This is a genomic window from Dyella monticola (genome assembly GCF_003363155.1).
GTDB classification, from domain to species: Bacteria; Pseudomonadota; Gammaproteobacteria; order Xanthomonadales; family Rhodanobacteraceae; genus Dyella_B; species Dyella_B monticola.
This window is the reverse complement of the sequence record NZ_QRBE01000025.1, coordinates 1-16,310: the sequence shown is the minus strand read 5'-3', so window position 1 is coordinate 16,310 and position 16,310 is coordinate 1. Positions and strand designations below refer to the sequence as shown.

General features: G+C 60.6%; 13 protein-coding genes and 1 tRNA gene. All 14 read left to right on the top strand.

Annotated features, from left to right (window positions below; all coding sequences use genetic code 11):
* Window positions 1-136 (top strand): EF-Tu C-terminal domain-related protein (locus tag DWU98_RS21285; RefSeq protein WP_484488896.1); only part of this gene is annotated, 136 nt, incomplete at its 5' end.
* Window positions 137-250: 114 nt separating this feature from the next.
* A tRNA-Trp gene (locus DWU98_RS21280) sits at window positions 251-326 on the top strand.
* 78 nt (window positions 327-404) lie between these two features.
* Window positions 405-797 (top strand): preprotein translocase subunit SecE, encoded by a 393-nt coding sequence (secE, locus tag DWU98_RS21275; protein WP_115497598.1) that lies wholly within the window; start codon window positions 405-407, stop codon window positions 795-797.
* Between the two features lie 11 nt (window positions 798-808).
* Entirely contained in the window at window positions 809-1,369 is a 561-nt protein-coding gene (gene nusG / locus DWU98_RS21270; protein ID WP_115497597.1) for a transcription termination/antitermination protein NusG, read from the top strand.
* Window positions 1,370-1,553: 184 nt separating this feature from the next.
* Window positions 1,554-1,982: a 50S ribosomal protein L11 gene (gene rplK / locus DWU98_RS21265; protein WP_115497596.1), complete on the top strand. Its 429-nt coding sequence runs from the start codon at window positions 1,554-1,556 to the stop codon at window positions 1,980-1,982.
* Window positions 1,983-1,985: 3 nt separating this feature from the next.
* The gene (gene rplA, locus DWU98_RS21260; protein ID WP_115497595.1) at window positions 1,986-2,696 is read left to right on the top strand and encodes a 50S ribosomal protein L1; all 711 of its coding nucleotides are present in this window, start codon (window positions 1,986-1,988) and stop codon (window positions 2,694-2,696) included.
* Between the two features lie 337 nt (window positions 2,697-3,033).
* Window positions 3,034-3,555 carry a 50S ribosomal protein L10 gene (gene rplJ / locus DWU98_RS21255; protein ID WP_115497594.1) on the top strand — a complete coding sequence of 174 codons (522 nt, stop codon included), beginning with the start codon at window positions 3,034-3,036 and terminating at the stop codon, window positions 3,553-3,555.
* A gap of 45 nt (window positions 3,556-3,600) precedes the next feature.
* Entirely contained in the window at window positions 3,601-3,972 is a 372-nt protein-coding gene (rplL, locus tag DWU98_RS21250; RefSeq protein WP_115497593.1) for a 50S ribosomal protein L7/L12, read from the top strand.
* A gap of 358 nt (window positions 3,973-4,330) precedes the next feature.
* Window positions 4,331-8,491, top strand: coding sequence for a DNA-directed RNA polymerase subunit beta (rpoB, locus tag DWU98_RS21245; RefSeq protein WP_115497592.1), 4,161 nt, complete (start codon window positions 4,331-4,333; stop codon window positions 8,489-8,491).
* A 25-nt stretch (window positions 8,492-8,516) separates the two neighbouring features.
* Window positions 8,517-12,728: a DNA-directed RNA polymerase subunit beta' gene (gene rpoC, locus DWU98_RS21240; protein WP_115497591.1), complete on the top strand. Its 4,212-nt coding sequence runs from the start codon at window positions 8,517-8,519 to the stop codon at window positions 12,726-12,728.
* 174 nt (window positions 12,729-12,902) lie between these two features.
* Complete coding sequence (gene rpsL, locus DWU98_RS21235) at window positions 12,903-13,277, top strand: 30S ribosomal protein S12 (RefSeq protein WP_115497590.1); 375 nt, start codon at window positions 12,903-12,905, stop codon at window positions 13,275-13,277.
* 16 nt (window positions 13,278-13,293) lie between these two features.
* Window positions 13,294-13,761, top strand: a complete 468-nt coding sequence (gene rpsG, locus DWU98_RS21230) for a 30S ribosomal protein S7 (protein ID WP_115497589.1) — start codon at window positions 13,294-13,296, stop codon at window positions 13,759-13,761.
* Window positions 13,762-13,791: 30 nt separating this feature from the next.
* Window positions 13,792-15,918, top strand: coding sequence for an elongation factor G (gene fusA, locus DWU98_RS21225; protein ID WP_115497588.1), 2,127 nt, complete (start codon window positions 13,792-13,794; stop codon window positions 15,916-15,918).
* Window positions 15,919-15,965: 47 nt separating this feature from the next.
* Window positions 15,966-16,310, top strand: a 345-nt coding sequence (locus DWU98_RS21220; protein WP_196239484.1) for a GTP-binding protein, incomplete at its 3' end; no start/stop codon positions are given.

The following is a 16,310-nucleotide window of genomic DNA, read 5'->3' as shown; positions in this document are numbered from 1 at the left end:
GGTGATGCCGGGCGACAACATCAAGATGACGGTGACGCTGATTGCGCCGATCGCCATGACCGAAGGGCTGCGTTTCGCGATCCGCGAAGGTGGCCGCACGGTGGGTGCGGGCGTCGTCGCCAAGATCGTCAAGTAAGCGGTAAAATGGGAAGTCGCCCGCGTTGCGGGCCGTGACGTCAGGTTTGGAGGTGCCAAACCCAGGCGGATACGGCAGGCAAAGCGAGCGACTTCACTTTTGGGTTATCAACGTACGCCAGTAGCTCAATTGGCAGAGCAGCGGTCTCCAAAACCGCAGGTTGGGGGTTCGAGTCCCTCCTGGCGTGCCATCTTCTTCTTACAGGAAATGATGGCGAATGCATCGCAATGGCCGCTTGGCCGGCGTTCGAAGTATTCGCATGACGCGCATGAATACCAAGGCTGAACAGTCCAAAGCCACAAGCGGCGCCGACATCGGCAAGCTGGCCCTGGCCGTGCTGGTACTGGCGGCTGGTATCGTTGGCTATACCTACCTCGGCAACATCGGTGCTGCTTCGCCGCTGCGTCTGATCACCGTTATTGTTGCGGTGGTTGTTTCCCTGGCGATTGCCGCCTTCACGGGGCCGGGTCGCCGGGCGCGCCATTTTATGGCCGAATCGCAGTTCGAAATGCGCAAGGTGGTCTGGCCAACGCGCGACGAGACCATCAAGACCACCGGTGTCATCATCCTCGTGGTCATCGTACTGTCCTTGCTGCTTGGGCTGATTGACCTGATCCTCAAGTCGGTCGTGCTCGACTGGCTTCTGAAGCTTGGCTCGTAAGGAGCGCCGCAATGAGCAAACGTTGGTATGTCGTCCATGCTTATTCCGGATTCGAGAACCAGGTGAAGAAGTCCCTGGTCGAGCGCATTCATCGCGCCGGGATGGAAGAGAGGTTCGGTGAAGTGCTGGTGCCCACCGAAGAAGTGGTGGAGATGCGCAGCGGCCAGAAGCGTCGCAGTGAGCGTAAATTCTTCCCCGGCTACGTGCTGGTGCAGATCGAAACCGACACCGAAGGCAAGGCGCCTCGCATTGACGATGAATGCTGGCATCTTGTGAAGGAAACACCCAAGGTGATGGGCTTCATCGGCGGAACGGCCGATCGCCCCATGCCGATTCGCGATAGCGAAGCGGAGACCATTCTGAGTCGCGTCCGTGAGGGTGTGGACAAGCCCAAGCCCAAGGTGTTGTTCGAGCCGGGCGAGATGGTGCGCGTCATTGATGGCCCGTTCAACGATTTCAACGGCGTGGTCGAAGAAGTCAATTACGAAAAGAGCCGCCTGCGCGTGGCGGTGCTGATTTTCGGTCGCTCCACCCCCGTAGAACTCGAATTCGGGCAGGTCGAGAAGGCCTGATCGGCCGTCTCGGCACGGGGCTTGCTTAAAGCCCCTCTCATCTCTAAACTACGCGGTTCACGCCGGGGTCTTTCGACTCGGCGTGTCCGTATTTCTGGAATCCGCAGGATCGCGGCTTCCCCTCCCACCAGGGACTGTACGCAGCGAGGAGCCGCAAGGCGCTTGAACTCGCGAGGAAACCTCAATGGCAAAGAAAGTCGTCGGTTATATCAAGCTGCAGGTCAAGGCCGGTCAGGCCAACCCGTCGCCGCCCGTGGGCCCGGCCCTCGGTCAGCGCGGCTTGAACATTATGGAATTCTGCAAGGCGTTCAACGCCGCTACGCAGAAGATGGAGCCGGGTCTGCCGATCCCGGTGATCATCACGGCCTATTCGGACCGCACTTTCACCTTTATCACCAAGACCCCGCCGGCCTCCGTGTTGATCAAGAAGGTCACCGGTGTCGCCAAGGGTTCGTCCAAGCCCAATACCGATAAGGTCGGCAAGATCACCCGCAAGCAGTTGGAAGACGTTGCCAAGCAGAAGGAGCCGGATCTCACGGCTGCTGATCTGGATGCCGCCGTGCGCACCATCGCTGGTAGCGCGCGCAGCATGGGCCTGGTGGTGGAGGGTTAAGACATGGCAAAGCTCACGAAGCGTATGAAGACGGCCCAGGCCGCAGTGCAGCCGGGCAAGGTTTATGGCCTGGATGATGCCCTCAAGATCATCAAGAACAACGCCAAGGCGAAGTTCGCTGAATCGGTGGACGTGGCCGTGCGTCTCGGCATCGATGCCAAGAAGTCCGACCAGGGCGTGCGCGGCTCCTCGCTGCTGCCGCACGGCACCGGCAAGACCATCAAGGTCGCCGTGTTCTGCCCGGCCGGTGAGAAGGCCGAAGCCGCCAAGGCGGCCGGTGCCGATGCCGTAGGCATGGACGACCTGGCCGAGCGCATGCAGGCCGGCGATCTCGATTTCGGTCGCGTGATCGCTACGCCGGACGCGATGCGCGTCGTCGGTAAGCTGGGTCAGCTGCTCGGCCCGCGCGGCCTGATGCCGAACCCGAAGGATGGCTCGGTTACCGCTGACGTCGTCACAGCCGTCAAGAATGCCAAGGCTGGCCAGGTGAAGTTCCGCAATGACAAGGCGGGCATCATTCACGCCACCATCGGCAAGGCCAACTTCGAAGCTGCGCAGCTCGCCGACAATCTGAACGCACTGATCGCCGATCTGATGAAGGCCAAGCCGGCCACTGCCAAGGGCCAGTACCTGCAGAAGGTTGCGCTGTCCAGCACGATGGGCGTGGGCGTGCCGGTCGATACCTCGACTCTGGTCGCGGCCTCGGCCAAGTAAAAGAAGTTCAAGTCCTGCGCGCACGCATGCGTCGCGCAGGCAGTTTTTGAGGGTAGCCCCGGTGAACGCCGGAGCCGCCGTCAAAGACCGCAGGCGCGATCTTCGCGCGGTGACGACGGGCAGGGAGCTCGTTATCGGCAAAGGAAACGCCGTCACCGCTTACTTGGATCGCTTAATCCGGTTTACCAGCCTGCGTAGATGGTGCTGCCCCTTCTGGAATCTAAGTTTCATCTGGAAAGGCCACCACCCGGGACGTGAGTCCCCGACGTCACGGACGGCGTCGCTCAGGACCGCCAGCGGCAGGAGCCGCAAGCGGATGTCAATGTGGAGGAGTGATATGGCTCTGAATCTCTCTCAGAAGCAAGAAGTAGTCGCCGAACTGGCCGCTGTGGCCTCGAAGGCTCACTCCTTGGTCGCTGCCGAGTATGCGGGCACCACGGTCGAACAAATGACCGCGATGCGCAAGAAGGCTCGCGAATCCGGTGTTTTCTTGAAAGTTGTCAAGAACACGCTCGCTTCGCGCGCTGTGGTCGGTACCGAGTTCGAGGTCGTCAAAGACGCCCTGACCGGTCCGCTGCTGTACGCATTCTCGACAGAGGAGCCCGGCGCTGCCGGTCGCCTGATCAAGGAATTTGCCAAGAGCAACGACAAGCTGAAGGCAAAGGTCGTCTCGGTGGAAGGCAAGCTGCTGCCGGCTGCGCACGTCGATGTGCTGGCCTCGCTGCCGACCCGTGAAGAGGCCCTCGCCATGCTGGCCCGTGTGCTCGCCGAACCCGCTGCGATGTTTGCGCGCGCCGTCAAGGCCGTGGCCGACAAGCAAGGTGGCGGCGAAGTGCCGGCCGAAGCCGCGTCCGCCTAAGTTCGACGCGATTCAATCGAATTTAATTTCCAGAGGAAATCAACAATGTCCCTTTCCAACGAACAGATCGTTGAAGCCGTAGCCGCCAAGTCGCTGATGGAAGTGATGGAGCTGGTGAAGGCCATCGAAGAGAAGTTTGGCGTTTCTGCTGCCGCTCCGGTCGTCATGGCTGGTGGTGGTGGCGCTGCTGCTCCGGCCGTCGAAGAGAAGACCGAATTTGACGTCGTTCTCGTGAACGCCGGCGAAAAGAAGGTCGACGTGATCAAGGCTGTCCGCGCAATCACCGGCCTGGGCCTGAAGGAAGCCAAGGACCTCACCGAGTCCGGTGGCGTGCTGAAGGAAGCCGTGTCGAAGGACGACGCCGAGAAGTTCAAGAAGGACCTCGAAGCCGCCGGCGCCAAGGTCGAACTGAAGTAATTGGCGCTCTTGCGCGCCGTCAGTTTGATCCAGCGTTACGCAAGCCTGGGGGCGTAAGTCCCCGGGCTTTGCCCGCTTCAGATGTCTGCGTGGCAGCTATCTGCGAGCTAAGGATGGCTCATCGCGAATCAGGTGCCCTCAGGTGCCCGATTCGTCGGAGCCAGGTTTTTTGACTTGGCGAATCGGAAAGGGCAGGAGCGCTTTCCATAACCAGGCAAGGATGCTTTGGATGTAGGGCATCGCGAATAGGACTTTGTTACTTGAAGAGTCTTTATTCACGATCCCCCAGATCCAAGTTTTCCCAATTTAGCCGGTGCGTGCACCACCGGCGTCACAGCGAACCGAGGCGTCACCGACCATGACCTACTCGTTTACCGAGAAGAAGCGTATCCGCAAGGATTTCGGCAAGCGTCCGCCCGTATTGGGCGTACCCAACCTGCTGACGATCCAGACCGATTCCTACCGTGAATTCCTGCAGGAGGAAGTTGCTCCCAAGCAGCGCGAAGACAAAGGTCTGCACGCCGCCTTGAAGTCCGTGTTCCCGATTGTCAGCTATTCGGGCAACGCGGCCCTTGAATACGTCGATTACCGCCTCGGTGAACCACCGTTCGACGAACGTGAATGTCGCAACCGCGGCATGACCTTCGGTGCGCCGTTGCGCGTCACCGTGCGTCTGGTGATCTATGACAAGGATAGTCCGGCCTCGAAGAAGGCCGTCAAATACGTGAAGGAGCAGGAAGTCTACATGGGCGAAATTCCGCTCATGACCGACACCGGCACCTTCATCATCAACGGCACGGAGCGCGTGATCGTCTCGCAGCTCCACCGTTCGCCGGGCGTGTTCTTCGACCACGACCGCGGCAAGACGCATAGCTCGGGCAAATTGCTGTTCTCCGCGCGCGTGATTCCTTATCGCGGCTCGTGGCTGGATTTCGAATTCGATCCGAAGGATGCCCTGTTCACCCGCATCGACCGTCGCCGTAAGTTGCCGGTGACCGTGCTGCTGCGCGCGCTCGGCTACAGCAACGAAGAGATGCTGTCCATCTTCTTCGAACACAACGTATTCCATCTCGGCAAGAAGGGCGGCACCACGCTGGAGCTCGTCGCCGAGCGTCTGCGCGGTGAAACGCTGAGCTTCGATCTGATGATCGGCGACAAGGTGCTGGTGGAAGCCGGCAAGCGCATCACTGCGCGTCACGTGCGCCAGCTCGCTGCCGAGAACATCACGGCGCTGGAAGTGCCAGATGATTATCCGGTCGGCCGTATTCTCGCCATTGACATCGTCGATCCGAAGACCGGCGAACTGCTGGCTTCGGCGAATGATGAAATCTCCGCCGAACAGCTCGAGAACTTCCGCAAGGCCGGCATCGAAACGCTGCCCACGCTGTACGTGAACGATCTCGACCGCGGCGCGTACATCTCGCATACCTTGCGCATCGACAGCACCAAGACGCAGCTCGAAGCGCTGGTGGAAATCTACCGCATGATGCGCCCGGGCGAGCCGCCGACCAAGGAAGCGGCGCAGAACCTGTTCTTCAATCTGTTTTTCACCTTCGATCGCTACGACCTGTCGGCCGTGGGCCGCATGAAGTTCAACCGTCGCGTCGGCCGCAAGGACATCCTGGGCCCCGGCGTGCTGTACGACCAGAAGTACTTCGGCGAGCTCAAGAGCGAAGACGCGCAGGCCTTGGTTGCGTCGCAAGGTGACACGTCCGATATCCTCGACGTGCTGAAGGTATTGATCGACATCAAGAACGGTCATGGCACCGTGGACGATATCGATCACCTGGGCAACCGTCGCGTACGTTCGGTTGGCGAAATGGCGGAAAACACTTTCCGCATCGGCCTGGTGCGCGTGGAGCGTGCCGTGCGCGAGCGTCTGTCGCTGGCCGAGGCCGATGGCCTGACGCCGCAGGATCTGATCAACGCCAAGCCGGTTGCGGCGGCGGTGAAGGAATTCTTCGGCTCCTCGCAGCTTTCGCAGTTCATGGATCAGAACAACCCGCTGTCGGAAGTGACGCACAAGCGTCGCGTGTCTGCACTGGGTCCAGGCGGTCTTACGCGCGAACGCGCCGGCTTCGAAGTGCGCGACGTGCATCCGACTCACTACGGCCGCGTCTGCACCATCGAAACGCCGGAAGGTCCGAACATCGGCCTGATCAACTCGCTCGCCGTGTATGCGCGCACCAACCAGTACGGCTTCCTTGAGACGCCGTACCGCAAGGTCGTAGACGGCAAGGTCACCAATCAGGTGGATTACCTGTCGGCGATCGAGGAAGGCGACCACGTGATCGCGCAGGCGAACTCGCCACTCAGCAAGGACGGTGGCTTCGTCGAAGATTTCGTGTCATGCCGTTTCCGCGGTGAATCCGAGCTGCGTCCGTCGTCCGAGATCAACTACATGGACGTCTCGCCCATGCAGACCGTGTCGGTCGCGGCGGCGCTCGTTCCGTTCCTTGAGCACGACGACGCCAACCGCGCGCTGATGGGCGCGAACATGCAGCGTCAGGCCGTGCCGACACTGCGGTCGCAGACCCCGCTGGTAGGTACCGGCATCGAACGCGCCGTAGCGCGCGACTCGGGTGTTATCACGACGGCCAAGCGCGGCGGTGTGATCGACCAGGTCGATGCAGCCCGTATCGTGGTGCGCGTGAATGAGACCGAAGTGGGTGACAACGACGCCGGCGTCGATATCTATACGCTGACCAAGTACACCCGCTCCAACCAGAACACCAACCTCAATCAGCGTCCGCTGGTGAACGTCGGTGACGTGGTGGCCAAGGGCGACACGCTGGCCGACGGTTCGTCGACCGACCTGGGCGAGCTCGCGCTCGGCCAGAACATGCTGATCGCCTTCATGCCGTGGAACGGCTATAACTTCGAAGACTCGATCCTGCTCTCCGAGCGCGTCGTGCAAGAAGACCGCTACACCTCGATCCACATCGAGGAGCTGTCGTGCATCGCGCGTGACACGAAGCTGGGTGCCGAGGAAATCACCGCCGACATCCCGAACGTGGGCGAACAGGCGCTGGCGCGTCTGGACGAATCCGGCATCGTGTACATCGGTGCGGAAGTGAAGGCGGGCGACATCATGGTCGGCAAGGTCACGCCGAAGGGTGAAAGCCAGCTCACGCCGGAAGAAAAATTGCTCCGCGCGATTTTCGGCGAGAAGGCATCCGACGTTAAGGACAGCTCGCTGCGCGTGCCTCCGGGCATGGACGGCACCGTGATCGACGTGCAGGTGTTTACGCGCGACGGTATCGAGAAGGACAAGCGCGCACGCCAGATCGAGGAAATGGAAATCAAGCGAATCCGCAAGGACTTCGACGACCAGTTCCGCATCCTCGAAGGCGCGATCTACAACCGTATGCGCGTGCAGCTCGTCGGTAAGGTCGCCAATAGCGGCCCGGCGGGCCTCAAGCGCGGTGCGGAGATCACCAACGAGTACCTCGATGGCCTGAAGAAGGACGACTGGTTCAAGGTCAATCCGAAGGATGAGGCCACGGTCGAATTCCTCGAGCGCGCGTCCGAGCAGGTCAAGCGCCACAAGGAAGAGTTCGACAAGCGCTTCAAGGAAAAGCAGGCGAAGATCACCCAGGGCGACGACCTCGCACCGGGTGTGCTCAAGATGGTCAAGGTGTTCCTGGCCGTTAAGCGCCGCATCCAGCCAGGCGACAAGATGGCCGGCCGTCACGGTAACAAGGGCGTGGTGTCCAACGTGGTGCCGGTGGAAGACATGCCATACATGGCTGACGGTACGTCGATCGACATCTGCCTGAACCCGCTGGGCGTGCCTTCGCGTATGAACATCGGTCAGATTCTGGAAGTGCACTTGGGCTGGGCCGCAAAGGGCCTGGGCAAGAAGATCCAGAAGATGATTGAAGCGCAGGAGAAGGTGGCGAAGATCCGCGAGTTCCTCGATCAGATCTACAACCACCATGTCGCTGGCGCCGTGCAGCACGTCGACCTGAAGTCGCTCACCGATGAGGAAATCCTCACGCTGGCGAACAACCTTCAGGAAGGTGTGCCGATGGCAACGCCGGTGTTCGACGGTGCCGAGGAACAAGAGATCAAGGCAATGCTGACGTTGGCGGATCTGCCCGAATCGGGCCAGACCATGCTGTACGACGGCCGCACCGGCGAGGCGTTCGATCGCCCGGTCACCGTCGGCTACATGCATTACCTCAAACTCAACCACTTGGTCGACGACAAGATGCATGCCCGTTCGACCGGTCCGTACTCGCTCGTCACCCAGCAGCCGCTGGGCGGCAAGGCGCAGTTCGGCGGTCAACGTTTCGGCGAAATGGAAGTCTGGGCGCTTGAGGCCTACGGCGCGGCTTACACCCTGCAGGAAATGCTCACGGTGAAGTCCGACGACGTGCAGGGCCGCAACCAGATGTACAAGAACATCGTCGACGGCAACCACGAGATGGCGGCGGGCATGCCGGAATCCTTCAACGTGCTCGTGAAGGAAATCCGTTCGCTCTGCATCGACATCGACCTGGAAGAGATCAAGTAACCCGCGGGTTACAGGAGCTTATGCAATGAAAGATTTGCTCAATCTATTCAATCAGCAGCGCACGACGCCTGAGTTCGACTCGATCAAGATCGCACTGGCATCGCCGGAGCTGATCCGTTCGTGGTCGTACGGCGAAGTGAAAAAGCCGGAAACGATCAACTACCGCACCTTCAAGCCGGAGCGTGACGGCCTGTTCTGCGCCGCCATCTTCGGACCGGTGAAGGACTATGAGTGCCTGTGCGGCAAGTACAAGCGCATGAAGCACCGCGGCGTGGTCTGCGAAAAGTGCGGCACCGAAGTGACGCTTGCCAAGGTGCGTCGCGAGCGCATGGGCCACATCGAACTGGCCAGCCCGGTCGCGCACATCTGGTTCCTCAAGTCGCTGCCGTCGCGCATCGGTTTGATGCTGGACATGACGCTGCGTGACATCGAACGCATCCTGTATTTCGAAGCCTTCGTGGTGATCGATCCAGGTTTGACGGCGCTCGAGCGCGGCCAACTGCTCAGCGAAGACCAGTACCTCGAAGCTGTCGAAGAACACGGTGACGAGTTCGACGCCCGCATGGGTGCCGAGGCCGTGTTCGAATTGCTGAAGTCGCTGGATCTTCCGGGCGAAGTGATTCGCCTGAAGGAAGAGATCGCTTCCACCAATTCAGAAACCAAGCTCAAGCGCCTCACCAAGCGCGTCAAGCTGATCGAAGCCTTCCTCGAATCGGGCAATCGTCCGGAGTGGATGGTGATGACCGTGCTGCCCGTGCTGCCGCCGGACCTGCGTCCGTTGGTGCCGCTCGATGGTGGCCGTTTCGCGACCTCCGATCTCAATGATCTGTACCGCCGCGTCATCAACCGCAACAACCGCCTGAAGCGTCTGCTCGAACTCAATGCGCCCGACATCATCGTGCGCAACGAGAAGCGCATGTTGCAGGAGTCGGTCGACGCGCTGATGGACAACGGCCGTCGTGGTCGTGCCATCACCGGCACCAACAAGCGTGCGCTGAAGTCGCTCGCCGACATGATCAAGGGCAAGCAGGGTCGCTTCCGTCAGAACCTGCTCGGCAAGCGCGTGGACTACTCCGGTCGTTCGGTGATCGTGGTCGGCCCGACGCTGCGTCTGCATCAGTGCGGCCTGCCCAAGAAGATGGCGCTTGAGCTGTTCAAGCCCTTCATCTTCGCCAAGCTGCAGGCACGCGGCGAAGCTACCACCATCAAGGCCGCCAAGAAGTTGGTCGAGCGCGAAGAGCCGATGGTGTGGGATATCCTCGAAGAGGTGATCCGCGAACATCCGGTGTTGCTCAACCGTGCGCCGACGCTGCACCGTCTGGGCATCCAGGCGTTCGAGCCGAAGCTGATCGAAGGCAAGGCCATCCAACTGCATCCGCTCGTCTGTACCGCCTTCAACGCGGACTTCGACGGTGACCAGATGGCCGTGCACGTGCCGCTGTCGATCGAAGCGCAGCTCGAAGCGCGCGCGCTGATGATGTCGACCAACAATATCCTGTCGCCGGCGAACGGTGAGCCGATCATCGTGCCGACGCAGGACGTGGTGCTGGGCCTGTACTACATGACGCGCGAACTGGTGAATGCGGAGGGCACTGGCATGGTGTTCTCCAGCATCACCGAAGTGCGTCGTGCCTACGACAACCGCGTGATCGAACTGCACGCCAAGATCAAGGTGCGTCTGAAGCAGGTGCACGTACACGATAGCGGCGAACGCACCAGCAGCATCTCGCTGATGGAAACCACCGTGGGTCGTGCGCTGCTGGCCGAAATCATGCCCGAAGGTCTGCCGTTTGAGCTGGCCAACACGGAGCTCACCAAGAAGAACATTTCGCGCCTGATCAATGCGTGCTATCGCCGCCTGGGGCTCAAGGACACGGTGATCTTCGCCGACCAGCTGATGTACACCGGCTTCCGTTTCGCGACGCGCGCCGGTATCTCCATCGGCATCGACGACATGATCATCCCGGCCGAGAAGAGGCCGATCCTGGAAGAAGCCGAGAAGGAAGTGGTCGAGATCCAGGAGCAGTACCAGTCAGGTCTGGTAACCGCCGGCGAGCGCTATAACAAGGTGGTCGACATCTGGTCCCGCACCAACGAACTGGTCGCCAAGGCGATGATCGACGGTATCGGTACCGAGAAGGTGACTGATGCCGAGGGCAACACGGTCAATCAGAAGTCCATGAACTCGCTGTACATCATGGCCGACTCCGGCGCGCGTGGTTCGGTGGCTCAGATTCGTCAGCTTGCTGGTATGCGCGGTTTGATGGCGCGTCCGGACGGCTCGATCATCGAGACGCCGATCAAGGCGAACTTCCGTGAAGGCCTGAACGTTCTGCAGTACTTCAACTCGACGCACGGTGCTCGTAAGGGTCTTGCCGACACGGCGTTGAAGACGGCGAACTCCGGTTACCTCACCCGTCGTCTCGTCGACGTGGCGCAGGACGTGGTCATCACCTCAACCGATTGCGGTACCGAGGAAGGTCTGATCATGCAGCCGATCGTAGAAGGCGGCGACGTGGTTGAACCGCTGCGCGAGCGTGTGCTCGGCCGCGTGGTGGCCGAAGATGTGTATGGTCCGGGTGAAGGTGATGAACCGATCGTCACCCGCGACACAATGCTGGACGAAGCGCTGGTCGAAAAGCTCGACAAGGCTGGCGTGCAGTCCATCACGGTGCGTTCGTCCATCACCTGCGAAGCCAATCATGGTGTTTGCGCGCTGTGCTACGGACGCGATCTCGCACGCGGTCACCTGGTGAACATGGGTGAGGCCGTGGGTGTGGTGGCTGCGCAGTCGATCGGTGAGCCAGGCACGCAGCTGACCATGCGTACGTTCCACATCGGTGGTGCGGCGTCGCGTGCTGCTGCGGTCGACAACGTTTCGGTGAAGACCACCGGCGCGGTGAAGTTCAACAACTTGAAGACGGTGCAGCACGCACAGGGTCATCTGGTAGCGGTGTCGCGTTCGGGCGAAGTGTCGGTGATCGATGCCAACGGCCGCGAGCGCGAACGCTACAAGGTGCCGTACGGCGCCACCATCACGGTAAAGGACGGTGCTCCGGTCAAGGCTGGCCAGACCATCGCCAACTGGGACCCGCATACTCACCCGATCGTGTCGGAAGTGGCCGGTGTGGTGCGCTTCATCGACTTCATCGATGGCGTTACCGTGCAGAGCCAAACCGACGAACTCACCGGCCTGGAGTCGGCGGTGGTGACCGATCCGAAGCGTCGCGGTACCGCGGCCAAGGATCTGCGTCCGATCGTGCGCCTGGAAGACAGTAAGGGGCGCGAGCTCAAACTGCCAGGTACGGACGTGCCGGCGCAGTACTTCCTGCCGGCTGGCGCGATCGTGTCGATCCAGAACGGCGCCGAAGTGGGCGTGGGTGACGTGGTTGCACGTATCCCGCAGGAAACTTCCAAGACCCGCGACATCACCGGTGGTCTGCCGCGCGTGGCCGACTTGTTCGAAGCGCGCAAGCCGAAGGAACCGGCGATCCTCGCCGAGCGTTCGGGCGTGGTCAGCTTCGGCAAGGACACCAAGGGCAAGCAGCGCCTGATCATCAAGGACAGCGAGGGCAACGAGCACGAAGAGCTGATTCCGAAGTGGCGTCAGGTCATCGTGTTCGAAGGCGAGCACGTGGAGAAGGGCGAAACCGTCGTGGACGGCGAACCCAATCCGCATGACATCCTGCGTCTCTTGGGTGTCGAGCAGCTTGCTGCGTATCTGGTCAAGGAAATCCAGGACGTCTATCGCCTCCAAGGTGTGAAGATCAACGACAAGCACATCGAAACGATCATTCGCCAGATGTTGCGCAAGGTCGAAATCACCGAGACAGGCGAAAGCCACTACCTGCGTGGTGAGCAGGTCGAGCGCGTGCGGATCAACGCCGAAAACGATCGTGCGGTGGCCCGCAACGAGCGTCCGGCCGAGTTCCAATCGGTACTGCTGGGTATCACCAAGGCTTCGCTGGCCACCGAGTCGTTCATTTCGGCGGCTTCGTTCCAGGAAACCACCCGGGTGCTCACCGAGGCAGCGGTCCGCGGTACGCGCGATACCTTGCGTGGCCTGAAGGAAAATGTTATTGTCGGGCGTCTGATTCCGGCTGGTACGGGTCTGGCGTATCACGCGCAGCGTCATCGCCAGGGCGGGTTGACCGCCTCGGAACTGGAAACGCTTTCCGGTTCCTCCCAGGTCTCCTTCGCGGAGGCGCCGGTAGGCACTGATGCAGGTATCGAGTAAGCCCACGAGGCTTATTCGCCGACATACGAAAAGAGGCGCATGGAGTGCGCCTCGTGTTCGAGTCTAGGACGGCGGGTGTTTCCTTGCCTGAGGTGAGGCGCCCATGTTAAATTCCCGCTTCTTGGCAGACCGGATTATTCGGTCTGCCTTTATGTTTCCCAGGAATAGCTTCGCATGACGACAGTCAATCAGCTGGTGCGCAAATCCCGCAGCCCGAAGAGCTACAAGAGCCCTTCGCCGGCGCTGCAGAGCAGCCCGCAACGCCGCGGCGTCTGCACGCGCGTTTATACCACCACCCCCAAGAAGCCGAACTCGGCTCTGCGCAAAGTCGCCAAGGTGCGCCTGACCAACGGTTACGAGGTCATCAGCTACATCGGCGGCGAAGGTCATAACCTGCAGGAGCACTCGGTGGTGCTCATTCGCGGCGGCCGTGTGAAGGATCTGCCGGGTGTTCGCTACCACACCGTTCGCGGCAGCCTCGACTGCGCTGGCGTTACCAAACGCCGCCAGAGTCGTTCGAAGTACGGCGCTAAGCGTCCGAAGAGCTAAGTGAAGGACAGTAACTATGTCGCGTAAAGGTTCCCATCCCGCCCGTCTGGTGCTGCCTGATCCCAAGCATGGCAGCCAGCTCATTGCCCGTTTCATCAACATGGTGATGAAGAGTGGCAAAAAGTCCGTCGCCGAAGCCATTGTGTATGGCGCGCTGGATCACATTGGTGAAAAGCACGCTGAGGCAGTGCAGCTCGTTGAAAAGGCGCTCGGCAATATCGCTCCGGCGGTCGAGGTGAAATCCCGCCGCGTCGGTGGCGCCACCTACCAGGTGCCAGTCGAAGTGCGTCCGGGGCGTCGGATGGCGCTTGCCATGCGCTGGGCGATCGAGGCTGCGCGCAAGCGTGGTGAAACGTCCATGCCGCGCAAGCTCGCTGCCGAACTGCTGGAAGCATCGGAAAACCGCGGCGGCGCCATCAAGAAGCGTGAAGAAACGCATCGCATGGCCGAGGCCAACAAGGCTTTCTCGCACTACCGCTGGTAAGTACTACGGCACGGATTCGAGGTTAGTATCGTGGCACGCACCACCCCCATTGAGCGCTACCGAAACTTCGGCATCATGGCCCACATCGATGCCGGCAAGACCACCACCACGGAGCGCATCCTGTTCTACACCGGCGTCAGTCATAAGATTGGCGAGGTGCACGACGGTGCCGCGACCATGGACTGGATGGAACAGGAGCAGGAGCGTGGGATTACCATTACGTCGGCGGCAACGACGGCGTTCTGGAAAGGTATGGATCGCTCCCTGCCGGAACATCGCTTCAACATCATCGATACACCAGGTCACGTGGACTTCACCATTGAGGTGGAGCGGTCGCTGCGCGTGCTCGATGGTGCGGTGTTCGTGCTGTGTGCTGTAGGTGGTGTGCAGCCGCAGTCCGAGACGGTGTGGCGTCAGGCCAACAAGTACAACGTGCCTCGCCTTGCGTTCGTCAACAAAATGGATCGTACGGGTGCAAACTTCAGCAAGGTCGTGGATCAGCTGAAGTCGCGCCTGGGTGCACACCCGGTGCCGATGCAGGTGCCGATCGGTGCCGAAGACAACTTCGAAGGCGTGATCGACCTCATCAAGATGAAAGCGATCATCTGGGATATGGAATCCCAGGGCATGAAGTTCGAATACCAGGACATTCCGGCCAACCTCAAAGACGCTGCCGAAAAGGCGCGCAACTTCATGGTGGAGTCGGCCGCGGAAACGTCCGAAGAACTCATGAACAAGTACCTGGAAGAGGGTGATCTCTCCGAGCAGGACGTCATCAAGGGTCTGCGCGCCGGCACGCTGGCGAACACGCTGATCCCTGTGTTCTGTGGCACGGCCTTCAAGAACAAGGGCGTGCAGGCCATGCTCGACGCGGTGATCCAGTTGCTGCCGTCGCCGGCCGATCGTCCGCCGGTCAAGGGTGTCGACGAGAACGATAATGAAGCCAGCCGCACGGCTGACGACAACGCACCGTTCTCCTCGCTCGCGTTCAAGATCATGACCGATCCGTTCGTCGGCTCGCTGACGTTCTTTCGCGTCTACTCAGGTACGCTGAATTCTGGCGACGCCGTGTACAACCCGGTGAAGTCGCGGAAAGAGCGCATCGGCCGTATCCTGCAGATGCACGCAAACGAGCGCCAGGAAATCAAGGAAGTTCGCGCCGGCGATATCGCTGCAGCGGTCGGCCTGAAAGACTGCACCACCGGCGACACGCTTTGTTCGCAGGATCACATCATCACCCTGGAACGCATGACGTTCCCGGAGCCGGTGATTTCGATGGCGGTCGAGCCGAAGACCAAGTCCGACCAGGAAAAGATGGGCATCGCGCTGGGCCGTCTGGCTGCCGAAGATCCGTCATTCCGCGTACGCACGGACGAAGAATCGGGTCAGACTATCATTGCCGGCATGGGCGAGCTGCACTTGGATATCCTCGTCGACCGCATGCGTCGCGAGTTCAACGTGGAGGCAAACGTTGGTAAGCCGCAGGTGGCTTATCGCGAGACGATTCAGGGCGCTTACAAGGCGGACTTCAAGCACGCCAAGCAATCCGGTGGTAAGGGTCAGTACGGTCACGTGGTCATCGAGTTCTCTGCGATGGACGAGGCTGACCGCAAGGACCCGGACGTGAAGAATGACTTCCTGTTCGTCAATGACATTACGGGCGGTGTGATTCCGAAGGAATACATCCCGTCGGTGGAAAAGGGCCTGCGCGAATCCATCACCAGCGGTCAGCTTGCTGGCTTCCCAGTGGTGGGCGTGAAGGCCAAGCTGGTGTTCGGTTCTTACCACGACGTCGACTCGTCGGAAATGGCCTTCAAGATCGCCGCGCATGGCGCGTTCCGTGAGCTCTTCAAGGAAGGTGCGAAGCAGTCGCGGCCGATCCTGCTCGAGCCGATCATGAAGGTCGAGATCGTGACGCCTGAGGATTATCTCGGCGACGTCATGGGCGATGTAAGCCGTCGTCGTGGTGTACTGCAAGGTTCTGATGACACGCCGTCGGGCAAGACCATCAACGCGATGATTCCGCTTGGTGAGATGTTCGGTTATGCCACGGCGCTTCGCTCGCAAACGCAGGGTCGAGCCACCTTCACGATGGAATTCGATCACTACGAACCGGCACCGAACAACATCGCCGAACAGGTCATGAAGAAGGCTTGATAAGGCCCTCTTCTCCAAACAACACAGTTCTTTCAGAGGTTTGAACCATGGCAAAGGGTAAATTCGAACGGACCAAGCCGCACGTAAACGTGGGCACGATCGGTCACGTTGACCACGGCAAGACGACGCTGACGGCTGCGCTGACGAAGATCGGCGCGGAGCGGTTCGGTGGCGAATTCAAGGCGTACGACCAGATCGACGCGGCGCCGGAAGAAAAGGCGCGCGGTATCACGATCTCGACGGCGCACGTGGAATACGAATCGCCGAACCGTCACTATGCGCACGTGGACTGCCCGGGCCACGCCGACTACGTGAAGAACATGATCACGGGTGCGGCGCAGATGGACGGCGCGATCCTGGTGTGCTCGGCGGCGGACGGTCCGATGCCGCAG

Excerpts from the sequence above, each read along its gene's own strand:
- rplK (WP_115497596.1), top strand. The coding sequence starts at position 1,554 with ATGGCAAAGAAAGTCGTCGGTTATATCAAGCTGCAGGTCAAGGCCGGT.
- rplA (WP_115497595.1), top strand. The coding sequence starts at position 1,986 with ATGGCAAAGCTCACGAAGCGTATGAAGACGGCCCAGGCCGCAGTGCAG.
- secE (WP_115497598.1), top strand. The coding sequence starts at position 405 with ATGAATACCAAGGCTGAACAGTCCAAAGCCACAAGCGGCGCCGACATC.
- rpoC (WP_115497591.1), top strand. The coding sequence starts at position 8,517 with ATGAAAGATTTGCTCAATCTATTCAATCAGCAGCGCACGACGCCTGAG.
- rpsL (WP_115497590.1), top strand. The coding sequence starts at position 12,903 with ATGACGACAGTCAATCAGCTGGTGCGCAAATCCCGCAGCCCGAAGAGC.
- rplJ (WP_115497594.1), top strand. The coding sequence starts at position 3,034 with ATGGCTCTGAATCTCTCTCAGAAGCAAGAAGTAGTCGCCGAACTGGCC.
- rplL (WP_115497593.1), top strand. The coding sequence starts at position 3,601 with ATGTCCCTTTCCAACGAACAGATCGTTGAAGCCGTAGCCGCCAAGTCG.
- rpoB (WP_115497592.1), top strand. The coding sequence starts at position 4,331 with ATGACCTACTCGTTTACCGAGAAGAAGCGTATCCGCAAGGATTTCGGC.
- rpsG (WP_115497589.1), top strand. The coding sequence starts at position 13,294 with ATGTCGCGTAAAGGTTCCCATCCCGCCCGTCTGGTGCTGCCTGATCCC.
- nusG (WP_115497597.1), top strand. The coding sequence starts at position 809 with ATGAGCAAACGTTGGTATGTCGTCCATGCTTATTCCGGATTCGAGAAC.